15 protein-coding genes are annotated in these 16,028 nt (G+C 52.0%); 14 read left to right on the forward strand and 1 reads right to left on the reverse strand.

What is annotated here, in order from left to right:
* Positions 1-246: 246 nt before the first annotated feature.
* Positions 247-2,196: an RNase E specificity factor CsrD gene (csrD, locus tag EL29_RS16095; protein ID WP_028715859.1), complete on the reverse strand. Its 1,950-nt coding sequence runs from the start codon at positions 2,194-2,196 to the stop codon at positions 247-249.
* Positions 2,197-2,481: 285 nt separating this feature from the next.
* On the opposite strand from csrD, the gene msrP reads away from it, so the two are divergent.
* The 14 genes from msrP to EL29_RS16165 all read left to right on the forward strand — a co-directional run bounded on the left by msrP (position 2,482) and on the right by EL29_RS16165 (position 15,662).
* Entirely contained in the window at positions 2,482-3,486 is a 1,005-nt protein-coding gene (msrP, locus tag EL29_RS16100) for a protein-methionine-sulfoxide reductase catalytic subunit MsrP (protein ID WP_019104913.1), read from the forward strand.
* Positions 3,487-4,089, forward strand: a complete 603-nt coding sequence (gene msrQ, locus EL29_RS16105; RefSeq protein WP_013027434.1) for a protein-methionine-sulfoxide reductase heme-binding subunit MsrQ — start codon at positions 3,487-3,489, stop codon at positions 4,087-4,089.
* A 221-nt stretch (positions 4,090-4,310) separates the two neighbouring features.
* Positions 4,311-4,763 carry a type II 3-dehydroquinate dehydratase gene (aroQ, locus tag EL29_RS16110; protein WP_024472015.1) on the forward strand — a complete coding sequence of 151 codons (453 nt, stop codon included), beginning with the start codon at positions 4,311-4,313 and terminating at the stop codon, positions 4,761-4,763.
* Positions 4,764-4,788: 25 nt separating this feature from the next.
* Entirely contained in the window at positions 4,789-5,253 is a 465-nt protein-coding gene (gene accB / locus EL29_RS16115; protein ID WP_013027436.1) for an acetyl-CoA carboxylase biotin carboxyl carrier protein, read from the forward strand.
* Positions 5,254-5,264: 11 nt separating this feature from the next.
* Positions 5,265-6,614 (forward strand): acetyl-CoA carboxylase biotin carboxylase subunit, encoded by a 1,350-nt coding sequence (gene accC / locus EL29_RS16120; RefSeq protein ID WP_013027437.1) that lies wholly within the window; start codon positions 5,265-5,267, stop codon positions 6,612-6,614.
* 72 nt (positions 6,615-6,686) lie between these two features.
* Positions 6,687-6,929 carry a YhdT family protein gene (locus EL29_RS16125; protein WP_014594741.1) on the forward strand — a complete coding sequence of 81 codons (243 nt, stop codon included), beginning with the start codon at positions 6,687-6,689 and terminating at the stop codon, positions 6,927-6,929.
* On the forward strand, positions 6,919-8,364 hold the full coding sequence (gene panF, locus EL29_RS16130) for a sodium/pantothenate symporter (RefSeq protein ID WP_019104914.1): 1,446 nt from the start codon (positions 6,919-6,921) through the stop codon (positions 8,362-8,364). The genes EL29_RS16125 and panF overlap by 11 nt, the downstream gene beginning before the upstream one ends.
* Before the next feature lie 15 nt (positions 8,365-8,379).
* Entirely contained in the window at positions 8,380-9,264 is an 885-nt protein-coding gene (prmA, locus tag EL29_RS16135; protein ID WP_019104915.1) for a 50S ribosomal protein L11 methyltransferase, read from the forward strand.
* Between the two features lie 411 nt (positions 9,265-9,675).
* On the forward strand, positions 9,676-10,641 hold the full coding sequence (gene dusB / locus EL29_RS16140) for a tRNA dihydrouridine synthase DusB (protein ID WP_014604881.1): 966 nt from the start codon (positions 9,676-9,678) through the stop codon (positions 10,639-10,641).
* Positions 10,642-10,664: 23 nt separating this feature from the next.
* Complete coding sequence (fis, locus tag EL29_RS16145) at positions 10,665-10,961, forward strand: DNA-binding transcriptional regulator Fis (RefSeq protein WP_003855228.1); 297 nt, start codon at positions 10,665-10,667, stop codon at positions 10,959-10,961.
* Positions 10,962-11,505: 544 nt separating this feature from the next.
* Complete coding sequence (locus EL29_RS16150; protein WP_014604880.1) at positions 11,506-12,531, forward strand: amino acid ABC transporter substrate-binding protein; 1,026 nt, start codon at positions 11,506-11,508, stop codon at positions 12,529-12,531.
* 70 nt (positions 12,532-12,601) lie between these two features.
* On the forward strand, positions 12,602-13,780 hold the full coding sequence (locus tag EL29_RS16155) for an amino acid ABC transporter permease (RefSeq protein ID WP_014594745.1): 1,179 nt from the start codon (positions 12,602-12,604) through the stop codon (positions 13,778-13,780).
* 15 nt (positions 13,781-13,795) lie between these two features.
* Positions 13,796-14,896 (forward strand): amino acid ABC transporter permease, encoded by a 1,101-nt coding sequence (locus EL29_RS16160; RefSeq protein ID WP_013027444.1) that lies wholly within the window; start codon positions 13,796-13,798, stop codon positions 14,894-14,896.
* Positions 14,897-14,903: 7 nt separating this feature from the next.
* Positions 14,904-15,662: an amino acid ABC transporter ATP-binding protein gene (locus EL29_RS16165; RefSeq protein WP_028715860.1), complete on the forward strand. Its 759-nt coding sequence runs from the start codon at positions 14,904-14,906 to the stop codon at positions 15,660-15,662.
* Positions 15,663-16,028 lie beyond the last annotated feature (366 nt).

The raw sequence follows: 16,028 nt of genomic DNA on the forward strand, positions 1-16,028 counted from the left end.
GAAGCTGCCACAAGGCGCAAAAACGTTCTGCTTCGGTGAAAAATTAGACTGCATTCGCTTTACATCATTTATGCCTGTTACGCACACGAGCGGAACAGCGATACCACGGCATCAGAGCGGCATGTTAAAGAATTTTCTTAACTTTACTCCGACATAAAATCTAACATTTCAGGCGCATTATTCTGCCTGTTTATTGTCACATATTCACCAAAAGCGCAGGCGATAACCCTGAAACCGGTCAAACGATTAAAAACGGTAACGTTGGGAGTGCTTTTTTACGTTACTGTTAACCGGTTGTGAAGGTGAAAAAAAGTCACCCTGACCACCTTCTACACCTAACCCGACCAAAGTCTGCCACTCTGCGTGCGTTCGCACGCCAGTCGCATACAGCTGCGTCCCGGTGGGTTTGCAAACATCCAGTAAGCTTCGCACGAACAGCTGGTTTTCTGTACGGCGCTCAATATTACGCACTAAACCCGCATCCAGCTTGATCAACTCAACCGGTAACTGCCGGATATAGGCACTGCTGACCACCGTCAAACCCGCCTGATTAACGGCGATGCGACAACCGAACGCCTGCAATGCGTGAAATACGGGAATCAAATCGCTGATGTGTTGACAGACGTCCCCTTCTGCAAGTTCAAATAAAAATCGCTTTCTTTGACTTTTTGGGCACTGCAGCAACATCGTGTGCAACCAGGCAATAAAGGGACGTTTCAGCAACGACTCAATGTTAACGGGGATCGCCAGCGTCTCTTCCGGCCAAAGTTCAGAGAGTGCGGCAACGCGTAATACCATCTGCCGGTCCCAGTTCTCAGCCATACCGAGCTGCTGAACCAGGGGCATATATTCTGCCGACAGGACCTCTTTATCCCCGTCAAAAATGCGCGTGAGCAGAACGCGATGCCGCACCTTACCCTCTCTGTCCACGGCGGGCTTTTGATATAACCGGGGGCCGCCGCGACTTAAGGTATTTTCCAGCAGAGTACGCCAGCGAACGCTGCCGCGCCCGGCATCCAGGGGATTTCCTGCGCCATTGGACCAGTTGTTTCCGCCCGACAGGGTTGCCCGACGCGTGGCCATTTCAACGTTTTCCATGACCTGGGGCACCGTCTGTCCGCTGTGCCATGCGCTGATACCAATGTGGATAAAATCGTCCCGGTTGACCATGCGCATAGGCGGCAGGGCATCGACCGCATTGATGAGGTGATCGGCGATGCTGTTGGCCTCTTTCAGGCTGCGGTGCGGCAGTAAGACCGCAAAATCGCTGCGAAAATAGCGGGCCAGAAGTGCGCCGGGGTAGCGCATGACAAAGGTCGACAACATATTCACGACATTGAAGAGATACTCTTCGACCAGCACGGGCCCCAGTGAATCATCATGTGTATCAAGTTCAGGAAAACGGATCATCATGACCACGCCATGCGTGCCAACATCTTCCTGATCTTCAAGCAGCGTTGCCAACTGACTGTCGAAGAAAAGGCGATTATTCAGCCCCGTCCGCCCGTCCTGTGCAGCGAAGGTACGAATTAAGGTATCAATGCGCACACGCTGCTCACCGGCTTCCTGTAAATCGGAGAGCAACACGTCAATTGCCCGGCTGGCTTTGGGCGGCCACTCATCAGCATGCTTCCTGCGATAAAGCTGGCGCGCGCCGCTGAGTATTGATGCCGACCGGCTCTCCAGCTGTTCCATTCCGCGCCATTGTCTTACCAGCCAGCGATGGGTGATGAACAACGTCACCGCCATAATCAGCACCACCAGCATCAGGGCGGCAAGCGTATAGGTGGTGGGAATAGATCGTAGCCAGGTTTGTGCCGGGTCGAGTATCGTCAATTGCAAACGCATACCCGGCTGATGCATCAGCGCAATGTCAAAGTGGATGTAGCGGTTTTTTTGATGTTGCAGCATCTGGTTTTCGTGGCGGGAAAGCGTAAAAACATTCTGCCGGCCATTGTATAAAGATAACTGCTCAGCGTTGATGACGGGTAAGACCGGCGCAAGCCAGGCTTCTAACGCATCGGGCGGCTGTTTTAGCAAGACTTTATCCACTTCCGTTGCCAAAACCTGTACGCGATTTTCAACGCGTTGATGCGTGAGCCAGAAAACGCTAAAAGCACAGCCAACCAGCATTAAAACCATTGCCAGTACGCTAATAAATGTAATAAATGCAGAAAGTTTGGTAGTTAATCGCATCCCTGTGCCTGTTTCACTACGGTTGTAGCCGAATCACGCCGCCCCTCTGACCGTCCGCCGGGAGAAATTTTGAGAAAAATAACACAAATTGTTCCCGGCGGCAGCGAGGTCGTGCATGAAGCCGAAGTATACCGTTGAGAAAGGCCCAGAGCGCTTAATTATCCTTTTTTCAGCGCATTCTCATTGGAAGGGTTTACCAGGAAATTTCACATTTTTGCGGCAAAATTCGCCAGCTTAAGTAATAGTCATCATGCTGATGATGAAAATCGAGCCGGAGAAGAGACGATGACGCTGAAAAAACGCCTGACTGAAGCTGATGTAACGCCAGAAAACATCTTTAATATGAATCGTCGTCGCGTGCTTCAGACCCTGGGTCTGGGCGCTGCCGCTATTAGCATTCCCGGCATGGCCAACGCCGATATTCTGAGTTGGTTTAAAGGCAATGACCGCCCACCCGCGCCCGCAGGCCGCCCTCTGGACTTTACCAAACCTGCACAATACCAGGCTAACCTGCCGTTGACGCCTGCAGACAAGGTTTCGGGCTATAACAATTTCTATGAGTTTGGCCTTGATAAAGCCGATCCGGCCGCCAATGCGGGGACGCTAAAGACCGATCCCTGGAAGCTGACGATTGAAGGCGAAGTGGCAAAGCCCATCACATTAGATATGGATGATATCTTCAAACGCTTTGCCATGGAGCAGCGTATCTATCGGATGCGATGCGTTGAAGCCTGGTCGATGGTGGTGCCCTGGATAGGTTTCGAACTCAATAGACTCCTGAAGCTGGCAGAACCCACCAGCAAAGCGCGTTTTGTCGCTTTCCAGACGCTTTATGCTCCCGATCAGATGCCTGGTCAAAAAGATCGCTTTATCGGCGGCGGGCTAAATTACCCTTATGTAGAAGGTTTACGTCTGGATGAAGCCATGCATCCCCTCACGATTCTGACGACAGGCGTTTACGGTAAAGCGCTGCCCCCGCAGAATGGTGCCCCGATTCGCCTGACGGTCCCGTGGAAATATGGCTTCAAGGGCATCAAGTCCATTGTGAAAATCACGCTGACGCATGATCAGCCACCGACGACCTGGAACCAGATTGCCGATAACGAGTACGGCTTCTATGCCAACGTTAATCCGCATGTTAATCATCCACGCTGGTCGCAGGCGACCGAGCGTTTTATTGGTCCGGGCAGCAGCTTTAATGTGGATCGTCAGCCAACATTACTCTTCAACGGTTATGCCGATCAGGTCGCGTCGCTGTATCGCGGTATGGATTTGCGGGAGAATTATTGAGTGCGCCTGACAATAAAGCAGATCGGCTGGCTTAAAGTCCTGCTACATCTGGCGGCTTTCTTACCGCTGGTTTACTTGATTATGGCCGCTATGCAGGGCGGTCTTAGCGCCGATCCCGCCAAAGATATCCAGCATTTTACCGGCCGTATGGCGCTGAAACTGCTACTGGCGACGCTGCTTGTCTCGCCGTTAACGCGCATCGCCAAACAGCCTTTACTCATTCGCACCCGACGGCTGCTGGGGATCTGGACTTTTTTCTGGGCCAGCCTGCATTTAACCAGCTACTACCTGCTGGAACTGGGCATTAACAACCTTGGTCTGCTCGGTAGCGAACTGATTTCACGCCCCTATCTCACGCTGGGAATTATTTGCTGGTTTATTCTGCTGGCGCTGGCGGTGACCTCTTTTCAACGCATGCAGCGAAAACTGGGCAGACGCTGGCAAACCTTGCACAACGCGATTTATCTGGTCGCGATTTTGGCCCCAATTCACTACATATGGTCGGTAAAAATCCTTTCTCCCCAGCCTGTCATCTACGCGCTTTTCGCCCTGATCCTGTTAGCCTGGCGCTATAAAAAGTTCATTAAATGGTGGCCGCGTTAGCCTCTGCGCTTCTCCTAACGTCTGCGAAAAATGGGGTCCACAGGCCGCACCCGATCAACTTCGCAGATAAGACCAGTATTTTGCTGCGAAATGCCACGAAACGGATATAATGCCCGGCTTTATTGCGATATGACGCTTCTTTTTTACTGTGACGGGTGACAAATGGAAAGCGGCAAGGTATTTTACGCGATGCCTCAATGATTGCGGGAGATGGCAGCAAGATGGCCGACAAATTACATATTCTGCTTTTGAACGGTCCCAACCTTAATCTGTTAGGGACGCGCGAGCCTGAAAAATACGGGGATGTCACCCTGGATCAGATCGTTTCCGATTTGAGCCATCAGGCAGACCAGCTGAATGTAAGATTAAGCCATATGCAATCCAATGCTGAATTTCAGCTTATTGATCGCATTCATGAGGCAAAAGGCAATGTGGATTATATCCTTATCAATCCTGCTGCGTTTACGCATACCAGCGTAGCATTACGTGATGCGCTGCTAGCGGTGAATATTCCCTTTATCGAAGTTCACCTGTCAAATGTGCACGGTCGCGAGCCTTTTCGCCATCACTCCTATTTTTCTGATGTCTCTGCTGGCGTCATTTGTGGGCTTGGCGCTGACGGTTACTCGTGGGCATTGCAAACGGCAGTAAAGCGCCTGTCTCATACTAATTAATCAAACTGAGTACGGAACCCCATTCATGGATATTCGTAAAATTAAAAAACTGATCGAACTGGTTGAAGAATCTGGCATTTCTGAGCTGGAAATCTCCGAAGGCGAAGAGTCTGTTCGCATCAGTCGCGCACCTGCAAATACCGGTTACCCAATGATGCAACAGGCTTATGCCGCGCCGGTTGCTCAACAGCCTGCTCTGGCGACAGCCGTTGCACCTGTTGCCGCCGTTGCAGAAGCCGCGCCTGCTGAGATCAGCGGCCACATCGTACGTTCACCAATGGTAGGAACCTTCTATCGCACACCAAGCCCGGATGCAAAAGCGTTCGTGGAAGTGGGTCAGAAAGTCAATGCAGGTGACACGCTGTGCATCGTTGAAGCCATGAAAATGATGAACCAGATTGAAGCGGATAAGTCTGGCGTTGTTAAAGCCATTCTGGTGGAAAGTGGTCAGCCGGTAGAATTTGACGAGCCACTTGTTGTCATCGAATAACGGGGCGAACCATGCTGGATAAAATTGTTATTGCTAACCGCGGTGAGATTGCGCTGCGCATTCTGCGTGCCTGTAAAGAACTGGGCATCAAGACTGTCGCGGTCCATTCAAGCGCGGATCGTGACCTGAAGCACGTGCTGCTGGCAGACGAAACGGTTTGCATCGGCCCGGCGCAGTCGGTCAAAAGTTACCTCAACATCCCGGCGCTGATTTCTGCCGCTGAGATCACCGGCGCGGTGGCGATTCACCCCGGCTACGGCTTCCTTTCTGAGAACGCCGATTTTGCTGAGCAGGTTGAGCGCTCTGGCTTTATCTTCGTCGGTCCGAAAGCCGATACCATTCGCCTGATGGGCGATAAAGTGTCCGCGATTACCGCGATGAAGAAAGCGGGCGTTCCTACCGTCCCCGGCTCCGATGGCTCGCTCACCGATGACATGGAAAAAAACCGTGCCTTCGCCAAGCGCATCGGCTATCCGGTTATTATCAAAGCCTCTGGCGGCGGCGGCGGTCGCGGCATGCGCGTTGTGCGTAGCGATAAAGATCTGGAACAATCCATCAACATGACGAAAGCGGAAGCCAAAGCGGCTTTCAACAACGACATGGTTTACATGGAAAAGTATCTGGAGAATCCACGCCATATCGAGATTCAGGTACTGGCCGACGGCCAGGGCAATGCCATTTATCTGGGCGAACGCGACTGTTCAATGCAGCGTCGTCACCAGAAGGTCGTGGAAGAAGCGCCAGCACCGGGGATCACGCCAGAATTGCGTTCCTTCATCGGTGAGCGTTGCACCCGAGCCTGTATTGACATTGGCTATCGCGGGGCAGGTACGTTTGAATTCCTGTATGAAAACGGCGAGTTCTATTTCATTGAAATGAACACCCGTATCCAGGTTGAGCATCCGGTTACCGAGATGATCACCGGCGTTGACCTGATTAAAGAGCAACTGCGTATTGCTGCGGGTCAGCCGCTGTCAATCAAGCAGGAAGACGTGATTATTCGCGGTCATGCGGTCGAGTGCCGTATCAACGCGGAAGATCCGGTTAGCTTCCTGCCAAGCCCGGGCAAAATCACCCGCTTCCATGCGCCGGGTGGTTTTGGCGTGCGTTGGGAATCTCATATTTATGCCGGTTACAGCGTACCGCCTTATTATGACTCCATGATTGGCAAGTTAATCACCTACGGTGAAACCCGCGATATCGCCATTGCACGTATGAAAAATGCCCTGGCGGAGCTGATTATCGACGGTATCAAAACCAACATCGAACTGCAGATGAAAATCATGTCCGATGAGAACTTCCAGCAGGGTGGAACCAATATCCACTATCTGGAGAAAAAGCTTGGCCTGCACGAGAAGTAATCGCCACGCTGAGTCAGTCTGAGGCCGGATATTCCGGCCTTTTTCTTTTCCCGCTGGCGTTGAGGTCACACTATGGACGCGCGTTATTTACAGGCTCATAAAGAAGCTCGCTGGTCACTCTATCTGACGCTGGCCTGGTTAGCCGTCTGGGGCGGTTCTGCCTGGTTAGGGGGAAATGCCACTGGCCTGACCGGCTTACCTCGCTGGTTTGAGCTCTCCTGTCTTTTTGCCCCCCTGCTGTTCATTTTTTTATGCTGGATGATGGTGCGTAAGATCTTCCGGAATATGTCGCTGGAGGATGAAAATGAATACTGAAATCATTCTTCCACTGCTGGCTTATCTGGCTGTTATCGCGGGCCTTTCCGTCTTTGCGATGCGAAAACAACGCCAAGGAAATTTCCTGACTGAGTATTTCCTGGGCAGCCGCTCAATGGGCGGATTTGTCCTGGCAATGACCATTACGACCACCTATATCAGTGCGAGCTCGTTTATCGGCGGGCCGGGTGCAGCCTATAAGTATGGCCTGGGCTGGGTGCTGCTGGCTATGGTACAGGTGCCTGCTGTCTGGCTGTCGTTAGGCGTGCTGGGTAAAAAGTTTGCCATTCTGGCGCGCAAGCACAACGCCGTGACCCTTAACGATATGCTCTATGCACGCTATGGCAGTACGCTGCTGGTCTGGTTAGCCAGCCTGAGCCTGCTGGTTGCCTTCGTGGGCGCGATGGCCGTGCAGTTTATTGGTGGCGCGCGTCTGCTGGAAACCGCTGCCGGGATCCCTTACGACACCGGCCTGTTGATCTTTGGCGGCACAATAGCGCTTTATACGGCCTTCGGCGGCTTCCGCGCCAGTGTGCTGAATGATGCGATGCAGGGCGTGGTGATGCTGATAGGCACGTTTTTACTGCTGTTTGCCGTTATTCACCACGCTGGCGGTATTCACTCGGCCGTCGATAAACTGCACGCCATCGATCCCAAGCTGCTGTCGCCGGAGGGACCGGGCGATATTATTACGCCCACGTTCCTGAGCTCGTTTATCGTGCTGGTCTGCTTTGGCGTCATCGGCCTGCCGCACACCGCCGTTCGCTGTATCTCTTACAAGGACAGTAAAGCGGTACACCGGGCTATTGTGCTTGGCACCATTGTTGTTGTGCTCCTGATGCTGGGAATGCATCTGGCCGGGGCGCTCGGACGCGCGGTATTACCTGACCTGACCGTGCCGGACAGCGTTATCCCTACGCTGATGATCACCGTGCTACCACCACTGGCTGCCGGGCTGTTTTTAGCCGCGCCGATGGCGGCGATCATGTCCACTATCAATGCCCAGTTGCTGCAGGCCTCCGCTACGCTGGTGAAAGATCTCTACCTGCGCCTTGCACCGCAGCAAATCGATAATGAGCCGCGGTTGCGAATATTATCGGGAACGGTGACCTTTTTGCTGGGTGTCATACTGCTGTTTGTCGCCTGGCATCCGCCAGACATGATTATCTGGCTCAACCTGCTGGCTTTTGGTGGTCTGGAAGCCGTGTTCTTATGGCCGCTGGTGCTGGGTTTATATTGGGAGCGCGCTAATGCCGCCGGCGCTGTCAGCGGCATGGTGGTGGGCGGAGGATGTTATGCCGTTCTGGCAACCTTTGGTCTGCAACTATGGGGTTTTCATCCCATTGTGCCGTCATTAATGTTAAGTCTGCTGGCGTTCCTGGTCGGCAACCTGTTTGGGCGCTTACCGCATGCGGTTGATGCACCACAACACTGAATTAAGAGAGACGTTATGCCTTGGATTCAAATCAAAATTAACAGTTCTGGCGCAAACGCGGAAGGACTGAGCGACGCGCTAATGGAAGTCGGTGCCGTGTCTGTGACCTTTCAGGACACAAACGATACGCCGGTATATGAACCTATGCCGGGTGAAACGCGTTTATGGGGTGATACCGACGTTATCGGATTGTTCGACGCTGAAAGCGACATGGATGGCGTGATTGCGGAACTGTCTCAACATCCGCTGCTCGGCGAGAATTTCCGTCACAAGATCGAGCAGATCGAAGACAAAGACTGGGAACGTGAATGGATGGAAAACTTCCATCCTATGCGGTTCGGTGAGCGTTTGTGGATCTGTCCAAGCTGGCGCGATGTACCCGACCCCGATGCCGTCAATGTGATGCTCGATCCCGGCCTGGCGTTCGGAACCGGCACGCACCCCACCACTTCACTGTGCCTGACGTGGCTCGACGGCCTGGATCTCGCGGGTAAAACCGTGATCGATTTTGGCTGCGGTTCAGGGATCCTGGCAATTGCGGCGCTTAAACTTGGGGCGGAGCAGGCTATTGGTATTGATATTGATCCCCAGGCGATCCAGGCCAGCCGCGACAACGCCGAGCGCAATGGGGTGGCCGATCGTTTATCCCTGTATCTGCCGCATCAGCAGCCGGAAAACCTGCAGGCTGATGTCGTGGTCGCGAATATCCTGGCCGGGCCGCTCCGCGAGCTGGCACCGCTTATTGGTGTCCTGCCTAAATCTGGCGGGCATCTTGGTTTGTCAGGCGTACTGGAGAGCCAGGCTGAAAGCGTCTGTGAAGCTTACAGGACGCATTTTGCGCTCGATCCCGTTGCAGTCAAGGAAGAGTGGTGTCGTATTACAGGCGTTAAAACCGCTTAGCCTTTCAGGCATTGCAGGTACCAACAGCAGCCCTGGCGGATCGGCAGGGCTGTTAAACATTCGTTACTGTCCGTTCAGTGTTTCACCCAGAGCCGCGATTGCAATCGGCTGAGGCTAAACCCTCCTGTGGCGCAGTCTTTGTGGTTGATAAAACCGCTGCTTGTATCGTTAATCACGGTATGTGACGTTTTTTATCTGGTGAATACCGAATCTTCGTCGGAAAAACCTTTGTTCACAAAATAAACACAAACACTTAATCTACTGATTTATCTTGTTATTTATCCTTATCAACAGGGTCCGGGCAGGATAAAAGCGGTTTTCTTGTGAATTGTTCAAAGTTTGGCCTTTCATCTTCATAAAAAAATGCGTAATATACGCCGCCTTGCAGACACAGTATGGCATTACGACTTCATGCGCATTGGAAACCTCCAGCTGAGAAATCGACTGATTGCAGCGCCGATGGCCGGTATTACCGACAGGCCTTTCAGAACGCTTTGTCACGAGATGGGTGCAGGAATGGCGGTTTCTGAGATGTTGTCATCAAATCCCGAAGTCTGGGCCAGTGACAAATCTCGTTTACGCATGGTGCACAGTGATGAACCCGGCATTCGTGCCGTCCAGATTGCAGGCTGTGATCCCAGTGAGATGGCCCAGGCTGCACGTATTAATGTTGATGCTGGTGCACAGGTTATTGATATTAATATGGGTTGCCCGGCGAAAAAGGTGAACCGCAAAATGGCGGGCTCCGCCTTACTGCAGTATCCCTCAGTAGTAGAGTCAATTCTCTCTGCCGTGGTAAATGCTGTTGATGTCCCGGTAACACTGAAAATCCGTACCGGATGGGATCCAGAAAACAGAAACTGTGTCGCGATTGCCCAATTGGCTGAACGCTGTGGCATTCAGGCTTTGACGATACATGGCCGCACTCGTGCCTGCCTGTTCAACGGAGACGCTGAATACGACAGTATTCGGACAGTTAAGCAGAGTGTTTCTATTCCGATTATCGCGAATGGAGACATAACTGACCCGCATAAAGCCAGAGCAGTGCTCGACTACACCGGAGCCGATGCTCTGATGATAGGACGTGCTGCTCAGGGAAGACCGTGGATCTTCCGGGAAATCCAGCATTATCTGGACACTGGGGAGCTGCTTGCCCCGCTGCCACTGGCAGAGGTCAAGCGTTTGCTTGTTTCGCATATACGTGAGCTGCACGACTTTTACGGTTCAGGCAAGGGATACCGTATAGCGCGAAAGCACGTCTCCTGGTATCTCCAGGAACATGCCCCAAATGACCAGTTTCGGCGCACATTCAACGCCATTGAGGATGCCAGCGAACAGCTGGAGGCGTTGGAGGCATACTTCGAAAATCTTGCGTAACGAAATAAAGAGCTGAAAGAACTATGTTCGAACAACGCGTAAATTCTGACGTACTGACCGTTTCTACCGTTAACTCACAGGATCAGGTAACTCAAAAACCTTTGCGTGATTCGGTTAAACAGGCACTGAAGAACTATTTTGCTCAACTGAATGGTCAGGATGTTAGTGACCTGTATGAGCTGGTTTTGGCTGAAGTCGAGCAGCCTCTGTTGGACATGGTGATGCAGTATACCCGTGGCAACCAGACCCGTGCTGCCCTGATGATGGGTATCAACCGCGGTACGCTGCGTAAGAAACTGAAAAAATACGGCATGAACTGATTCAGGTTCAGGCCGTTAATCTCGCCAGCCTCAGGGCTGGCGTTTTTATTTGTGCCCTGACACACAAATTGTTTTAAAACTTGTGAAACAGTTGCGTCAAATATGGTAACTGTAGTTGCAGTCGCCAGCGTGATTTTTAACGGGCTGCCTTTTTCATATCGTCCTCATTTCCAACCCTGTCTTTTCCCGTTTCCTGCCTCTCAGCCCCGCTATAGCGGCCTTGTGTGAGCCTGCTTTACTTTTTTCGCAACGAGCACCCTGCTTGCAGTCAGCGCATGCAACGCTGCTCACAATGTTGCTAAATAGTGAAACATTTTGCACTAAATGTGATCCCTACGACTCGAAATGCTTCCTTTTGGTGCGTCATATTAACGCAGCCTTCCAGATAATTCAGATTATTACCCGATCTTTCAGGTGACTTCAGGATTCTGCAAACCTGGCACTGGCTTTGCAAAGTCGTGGGGGGCCGTTCGCCACAGACAGGACGCACAATAAAGTGCGCAATACATAACAACACAACATGACATGCCACACAGGATGCTTTATGAAAAAGATGATGCTCTCTACTCTGGTTGCTGCGGCTTCTCTGCTTGCCGTTGCTCAGCAGGCCCATGCAGGCCCTACACTCGATGCGATTAAAAAGAAAGGCTTCATTCAGTGTGGGATCAGCGATGGCCTGCCGGGGTTCTCTTATGCGGATGCCAGCGGCAAATTTACCGGCCTTGATGTGGATATCTGTCGTGCTGCCGCGGCCGCCGTATTTGGCGACGCCACAAAAGTGAAGTACACCCCGCTGACGGCAAAAGAGCGTTTTACCGCGCTGCAGTCCGGCGAAGTCGATGTGCTTTCTCGCAACACCACCTGGACTTCATCACGTGACGGCGGCATGGGCTTCATGTTTACCGGCGTCAACTACTACGACGGCATTGGCTTCCTGACTCACAAGAAAGCGGGTCTGAAGAGCGCGAAAGAACTCGACGGTGCGACCGTCTGTATTCAGGCGGGCACCGATACCGAGCTGAACGTCGCTGACTTCTTCAAAGCCAACAAAATGCAGTACACGCCGGTCACCTTCGATCGCTCTGATGAATCCGCTAAGGCACTGGACAGCGGTCGTTGCGATACGCTGGCATCTGACCAGTCTCAGCTGTACGCCCTGCGCATTAAATTAGGTAAGCCAGACGACTTTATCGTCTTGCCTGAAGTGATTTCTAAAGAACCACTGGGGCCGCTTGTACGTCGCGGTGATGATGACTGGTTCACCATTGTTAAGTGGTCGCTTTTCGCCATGCTGAACGCCGAAGAGATGGGCATCAACTCCAAAAACGTTGATGAAATGACGGCTAAACCGGCAACACCTGATATGGCTCACCTGCTGGGCGCTGAAGGTGATTTCGGCAAAGACCTGAAGCTGGATAACAAATGGGCTTACAACATCATTAAACAGGTAGGTAACTATCAGGAAAGTTTTGATCGCAACGTCGGTAAAGACAGCCCGTTAAAAATCGCTCGTGGCCAGAATGCACTCTGGAATCAGGGCGGTATTCAGTACGCGCCACCGGTACGTTAATCGCGCCTCAACCCGTCGGGCACCGTTTTCTACGGTGCCCCAGCAAAGCTTTTGTTATTGAGGTTTAAACATGTCACAACGCCCAACCGTGAAAAGGGATTTTTCGTTCGGTAATCCCACGGTTCGAGCCTGGCTTTACCAGATAGTTGCGATCATTATTGTAGTTGCTGTGGTGGGCTACCTTATCCACAACACCGTTATCAATCTCGCTAATCGCGGTATTACTTCCGGGTTTGGTTTTCTGGAGCGCAATGCGGGTTTCGGCATTGTTCAGCATCTTATTGACTACACTGAGGGTGACACCTACGCACGCGTCTTTCTGGTCGGGCTGACCAATACGTTACTGGTTTCGGCACTCTGTATTGTTTTTGCATCTGTTCTGGGTTTTTTTATCGGACTGGCACGCCTGTCAGATAACTGGTTACTGCGTAAAATCGCCAATATCTATATTGAAACTTTCCGCAATATTCCTCCCTTACTCCAGATCTTCTTTTGGTATTTTGCGGTATTACGTAACCTGCCCGGCCCCCGTCAGGCGCTCAATGCTTTCGATCTGGCCTTCGTCAGCAACCGTGGCCTGTATGTGCCCTGGCCGACCTATGCACCGGGAAGCTGGCCATTTGTTTTTGCCCTCGTTTTGGCTGTTGTCGCGAGTTACGCCCTGTTCCGCTTCAACCGTCAGCATCAGCTTAAAACCGGTCAATTTCGTCGCACCTGGCCTGTCGCCATTTTGATGTTGTTACTCTTTCCCTTCATTGCACATCTGGGCTTTGGCGCAGCCATGCATTGGGACATTCCTGAGTTACGCGGCTTTAACTTTAGGGGCGGTTTCGTCATGATTCCTGAGCTGGCGGCACTGACGCTGGCGCTGTCGATTTATACCTCCTCGTTTATTGCGGAAGTCATTCGATCAGGTATTCAGGCTGTGCCCTATGGGCAGCATGAGGCGGCCCGCTCGCTGGGATTACCCAATCCGGTCACCTTGCGTCAGGTTATTATCCCTCAGGCGATGCGCGTGATCATTCCTCCCCTTACCAGCCAGTATCTGAATATTGTGAAGAACTCTTCTCTGGCTGCGGCAATTGGCTATCCCGATATGGTGTCGTTGTTTGCCGGAACGGTCCTGAATCAGACCGGCCAGGCCATCGAAACCATTGCTATCACCATGAGCGTCTATCTGATTATCAGCCTGCTAATTTCAATGTTGATGAACTTCTACAACCGCAAAATCGCGCTGGTTGAGCGTTAAGAGAACGGGATAACTATGTCTGTCACTACACACGAAACACCGCAGATAGCCTCATCACCGCTGAGCCGGGCCTGGCTGTGGGCGCGCAAAAATCTGTTTTCAGGGTGGTTTAATACCTGTCTGACGCTGCTTTGCATCTGGCTTATCTGGCATGTGATTCCACCTGCTCTGAACTGGCTGATCTTCGATGCAAACTGGTTCGGCACAACACGCGCAGACTGTACGAAAGAGGGGGCATGTTGGGTCTTTATTCATGCCCGCTTTGGCCAGTTTATGTATGGGCTTTATCCACATGAACTGCGCTGGCGCATCAACCTGGCGCTGGTCATTGGGCTGGCATCCATTGTGCCGATGTTTATTAAACGGCTGCCTTACCGTGGACGCTACATTGCCGCATGGGCAGTATGCTATCCCCTTGTTGTCTGGTTTCTGTTGTATGGCGGTTTCTTAGGGCTGGACCGGGTGGAAACCCGTCAATGGGGTGGGCTTACACTGACGCTGATCATTGCATCCGTTGGTATCGCTGGCGCCTTACCGCTGGGGATTTTACTGGCGCTGGGACGACGCTCCCGGATGCCGGTGGTGCGAACGCTGTCAGTGATTTTTATTGAGTTCTGGCGCGGCGTGCCGCTGATAACCGTTCTGTTTATGTCTTCGGTCATGTTGCCGTTGTTTATGGCAGAAGGAACGACCATCGACAAACTGGTGCGTGCACTGGTTGGCGTGATCTTGTTCCAGTCGGCTTATGTGGCAGAGGTGGTACGTGGTGGACTGCAAGCCTTGCCTAAGGGGCAGTATGAAGCTGCTGAATCGCTGGCTTTGGGATACTGGAAGACGCAAATGCTGGTCATCCTTCCGCAGGCCTTAAAGCTGACTATTCCAGGACTGGTGAATACCATTATCGCGTTATTCAAAGATACCAGCCTGGTCATCATTATTGGTTTATTCGATCTGTTTAGTAGCGTGCAGCAGGCTACCGTCGATCCCGCCTGGCTAGGCATGTCTACTGAAGGCTATGTCTTTGCCGCGCTGGTCTACTGGATTTTCTGTTTTAGCATGTCGCGTTACAGCCAGTATCTGGAAAAACGTTTTCACACCGGGCGCAAATCGCACTGAGGTTTCTATGACACAAATAATAACTGGTTCAACCAATGCGATGATTTCGCTGGAAAATGTGAACAAGTGGTATGGGCAATTCCATGTGCTGAAAGATATTAATCTTCAGGTTAAACCCCAGGAACGTATCGTCTTGTGTGGTCCATCAGGTTCAGGCAAATCCACCACAATTCGCTGCATCAACCATCTTGAAGAACACCAGAAGGGCCGTATTGTGGTTGATGGTATTCATTTGAATGATGATGTGCGCAACATTGAGCGGGTCCGTACCGAGGTCGGTATGGTGTTTCAACATTTTAACCTTTTCCCTCATCTTACCGTTTTGCAGAACTGCACGCTGGCGCCCATGTGGGTGCGTAAAATTGCCAAAAAGGAAGCCGAAGAGCTTGCTATGCACTACCTCAAGCGTGTTCGTATTGAGGAACATGCGCATAAGTTTCCCGGCCAGCTTTCTGGGGGACAGCAGCAGCGCGTAGCTATCGCACGTTCGCTATGCATGAAGCCTAAAATCATGCTGTTTGATGAGCCGACCTCTGCTCTGGATCCAGAGATGGTGAAGGAAGTGCTCGATACGATGATTGGACTGGCCGAAGATGGTATGACAATGCTTTGTGTGACGCACGAAATGGGCTTTGCCCGTACGGTAGCCGACAGAGTGATCTTTATGGATCGCGGTGAGATCGTGGAAGTCGCTCCTCCGCAGGAGTTTTTTGCTAATCCTCGGTCAGAGCGTACCCGCGCTTTCCTGTCCCAGGTTATCCACTAACCCCTCTTATCTCTCCCCGCATCTTCGTCTACGACGGAGGTGCGGTTTCCCCCCATGACGCTCAGCATGATATTCTTCTGCTACGCGAATAATCGCACTGCGTTAACTGTGGTTGCACAATGCCTCAGCTGCCAGCGTTGCTTATAATCGCGTTTCATTACGCTAACAACCCTGTTTGAGCTCAGTTGCCCGGTTTTTAGCCGGCGTTTTATTGATATGGAAAGGAGCATTCGAAAGTTTTCAGTGCCCAAAGGGGGCCTTCCGCGCGCGATAATCGGCTCAGTATTGGCTTTTTACCGCGTTGCAGACGTAAAAAAGCCCCGCACTTTCGTACGGGGCTTTTCTGTTTGATGCCTGGCAGTTCCC

It is taken from the genome of Pantoea ananatis LMG 2665, assembly GCF_000710035.2.
GTDB classification, from domain to species: domain Bacteria; phylum Pseudomonadota; class Gammaproteobacteria; order Enterobacterales; family Enterobacteriaceae; genus Pantoea; species Pantoea ananatis.

Bases quoted from the DNA above. Each gene is read 5' to 3' on its own strand.
- EL29_RS16155 (WP_014594745.1), top strand. From the start codon at position 12,602: ATGTCACAACGCCCAACCGTGAAAAGGGATTTTTCGTTCGGTAATCCC.
- EL29_RS16165 (WP_028715860.1), top strand. From the start codon at position 14,904: ATGACACAAATAATAACTGGTTCAACCAATGCGATGATTTCGCTGGAA.
- EL29_RS16150 (WP_014604880.1), top strand. From the start codon at position 11,506: ATGAAAAAGATGATGCTCTCTACTCTGGTTGCTGCGGCTTCTCTGCTT.
- csrD (WP_028715859.1), bottom strand. From the start codon at position 2,196: ATGCGATTAACTACCAAACTTTCTGCATTTATTACATTTATTAGCGTA.
- accC (WP_013027437.1), top strand. From the start codon at position 5,265: ATGCTGGATAAAATTGTTATTGCTAACCGCGGTGAGATTGCGCTGCGC.
- accB (WP_013027436.1), top strand. From the start codon at position 4,789: ATGGATATTCGTAAAATTAAAAAACTGATCGAACTGGTTGAAGAATCT.
- EL29_RS16125 (WP_014594741.1), top strand. From the start codon at position 6,687: ATGGACGCGCGTTATTTACAGGCTCATAAAGAAGCTCGCTGGTCACTC.
- dusB (WP_014604881.1), top strand. From the start codon at position 9,676: ATGCGCATTGGAAACCTCCAGCTGAGAAATCGACTGATTGCAGCGCCG.
- fis (WP_003855228.1), top strand. From the start codon at position 10,665: ATGTTCGAACAACGCGTAAATTCTGACGTACTGACCGTTTCTACCGTT.
- aroQ (WP_024472015.1), top strand. From the start codon at position 4,311: ATGGCCGACAAATTACATATTCTGCTTTTGAACGGTCCCAACCTTAAT.
- msrP (WP_019104913.1), top strand. From the start codon at position 2,482: ATGACGCTGAAAAAACGCCTGACTGAAGCTGATGTAACGCCAGAAAAC.
- prmA (WP_019104915.1), top strand. From the start codon at position 8,380: ATGCCTTGGATTCAAATCAAAATTAACAGTTCTGGCGCAAACGCGGAA.
- panF (WP_019104914.1), top strand. From the start codon at position 6,919: ATGAATACTGAAATCATTCTTCCACTGCTGGCTTATCTGGCTGTTATC.
- EL29_RS16160 (WP_013027444.1), top strand. From the start codon at position 13,796: ATGTCTGTCACTACACACGAAACACCGCAGATAGCCTCATCACCGCTG.